The organism is Haloferax sp. s1, assembly GCF_058382125.1.
Genome location: NZ_JBZRPK010000312.1, coordinates 1 through 3,007 on the forward strand (window position 1 = coordinate 1; position 3,007 = coordinate 3,007).

Genomic DNA, 3,007 nt, shown 5'->3' on the forward strand with positions numbered 1-3,007 from the left:
GAACGCGACTAACCGAACGTCGTTCCTTCGCGCACTCATGGGTGCGTGCGGTAGCGACGCGGTCAGTCTCAAAGGTGACGCGGACGAGGGGTCTGTCGAACTCGAACTTAATGGGCGAACGTTCACACGAATCCTCAAACGGGAAAACGGGCAGGTCACGCTCGACGGCACGCCGTATCTTCAGGATACGACAACCGCGGACCTGTTCGCGTTTCTCCTTGGGTCGAACGAGGCGCGACAGGCGGTCATCACGAAGCGTGACCTCCACGATGTCATCATGGCACCGGTCGATACCGACGCCATCGAAGCGGAAATCGAGCGCTTGCAGACCGAGCGGAAACAGGTCGAAGGTCGGCTTGAATCGCTCGAATCGCTCGAATCCGAACAGCAGTCGCTCGAAACCAAGCGGGGGGAACTCGAAGCGAAGATCGAAGACCTCGAAGCCGAGCGTGACCGACTCGCGGCGCGTATCGACGAAGAGGACCAGACAGTCGAGACACAGCGCGAGAACCAAGCGGAGTTGGATGCCGTCCTCTCGGACCTTCAGTCGGCGCGCTCGGACCTCGAAACAGTTCGGTTCCGTCTCCAGAGCGAACGCGAGAGCGTGGAGTCGCTCCGACAGGAGCGCTCGGAACTCGAAGCAGAACTCGACTCGTTCGAAGCGACCGACATCGACCACAGTGAGGTCACGACGCGCATCGACCAGATTCGAACGCAAATCGAATCGCTGAACAAGACGATTTCCGAACTTCAGACGGTTATCCAGTACACGGAGGACGTACTGGACGGTAAAGCCGACCTCGTCGAGGACTCGCTCGGCGGAGACGCTGAGACCGGTGCAGTCACCGACCAACTGGTCTCGTCGAGCATGATTACCTGCTGGACATGTGGCACCGAAGTCGAGCGCGACCAGATTCAGCAGACAACGGGTCGACTTCGCGAGGTCAGAGACGAACACCGCGAACAGCGCTCCGAACTCCGCCGCGAACTCGACGACCTCGAAAGTGACCTACGAGCCGCAGAAAAATCGCAGACGCAGCGGCAGCAGGCACGGCAAAAACTCGACCGTCTCGAAGACGAACTCGACCGTCGAACCGACCAAATCGAGTCGTTGACCGACCAGCGAGAGGAACTCGCCGACCGCGTCGAGGAACTGGAAACCGAAGCGTCCGAGCTTCGTGGGCAGGCCGAAGGGGACCTCATCGAACTGCACAAGGAACTCAACGAAGTCGAGTTCACCCTCGACCGAACGCGAGACGACCTCGCGGCGGTACACGACGACCTGGAGGCACTCGACGCGAAGTTCGACAAGCGCTCGTCGCTCAAAGACGAGCGCGAGCAACTGACCGCCGACCTCGAAGATGCGAGAACTCGAATTCAGTCGCTTACGTCGTCTGCCGTCGAGGCATTCAACGAAGAGATGGAGACGGTTCTCGGTCTCCTCGGGTACGAAAACATCGAGCGCGTCTGGTTAGAACAGGTCGAACGCCGAGTTCGTGAGGGTCGCAGGAAGGTCCGACAGACGCAGTTCGAACTCCACATCGTCAGAGAGTCCGACTCCGGCGCGGTGTACGAAGACTCTATCGACCATCTCAGTGAGAGCGAACGCGAGGTTATCGGTCTCGTGTTCGCACTCGCGGGCTATCTCGTCCACGAAGTGTACGAGGACGTGCCGTTCATGCTCCTCGATTCAGTGGAAGCCATCGATTCCGAACGTATCGCGGCGTTGGTCGACCACTTCGAACAGTACCCGTCGTTCCTCGTCGCTGCGCTCTTACCCGAGGACGCACAGGCACTCGACTCGGCGTACGACCGCGTCAAGTGGGGCGACGGCGTCGCCTCATCGGCATAATCTGACGCCTCGACCGGCGTTCACTCATTTTCCTGCCGATACAACATTTTCGACACCGAAATCCTCGACTACATCATACTGGTCCACCGCTACTGACCATCGTTACCGGGACATCGACTTTGACTGCCGCCATCTCATCCACCCCACTTCACTTCGACCATCCCTGTTGGTGGTCCCGACGAGTGGCCTACAACCGTATCAATCCGAAATTGTATTGCTAAATTAGAACAATATTGGAAGCACATACCGACAGTACGCAAGTGATATAACACTTCGGAGTACATATCGAGTAGACGACACTCGGAGGTGTCTACTATCACTACTGCCATCGCACATCAAAAGGACGAACGTGAACGGACGCGGGTCTGGTACGACTGCGACCGTACAGAATCTATCTCGGAGGCCGTACTCTCGGCTGCGAGTGAGCATGCAGACTGTGATACGTCGGAATTACCACCGCTGTCCTCGTATACCGACATCGACGCGCTCAACACGCTTTTCGGGGATAACAGCCCCGGAGCACCTTCGTTATCTGGTGCAACACTCGAGTTCTCATACGGAGCGCTCGTCGTCACTGTCGATTCGGCCGGTCTCATCGAAATCCAAAATAAATCGCGGCTGTGAAACCCACGTCTGGTTGGGTTTGTAGTGCGGTCTCGGACTCATCTCCGTGACGAATGTCCTTTCAATCTCATCACCGCCGGATAGCGACAGAATTGCAATTAATAATTAAATATATTCCAATCCATATTATTGTTAGTTAGATACCGCCCTACATTTACTTCCATCTCCTAATTAAATTGTGCACTTAGAACAATATTGGTTCGCAGTAGGTGGGAGAGACGATTACGGCAGACTGCTATCTGTGCGACGTACCTTTTTGTCTCGTGACCGCCGAGAAGAGGTATGGAACTCGAATTACGTTTTTTCGCGACGTTTCGGGAGGTGGTCGGACAGAAGACGATTCACTGGCGGGGCGATGATGGCCCGGCCGGAGGCAACATAACTGACTCCCCCAAATCCTAGCACCGAGGGGGTTCCGGGTTACACATCGAAAATGGGGACTTTCTGCCCCACGTGAAAGGGTCGAGGAAAGGAAGCGGAGGGGTGCACCTCGAGGGGGCCGGTATTGCCCTCCGTGACGGCGGAGACGTG

The 3,007-nt window shown here is 56.8% G+C and carries 2 protein-coding genes; both read left to right on the top strand.

What is annotated here, in order from left to right:
* Positions 1-1,852: archaea-specific SMC-related protein (locus QT222_RS03455; RefSeq protein ID WP_491476316.1), on the top strand; the 1,852-nt coding region annotated here is incomplete at its 5' end.
* Positions 1,853-2,158: 306 nt separating this feature from the next.
* A complete protein-coding gene (gene ddfA, locus QT222_RS03460) occupies positions 2,159-2,476 on the top strand; it encodes a DdfA family disk-determining factor (protein WP_004059645.1) in 318 nt (105 codons plus the stop codon).
* Positions 2,477-3,007: the final 531 nt, after the last annotated feature.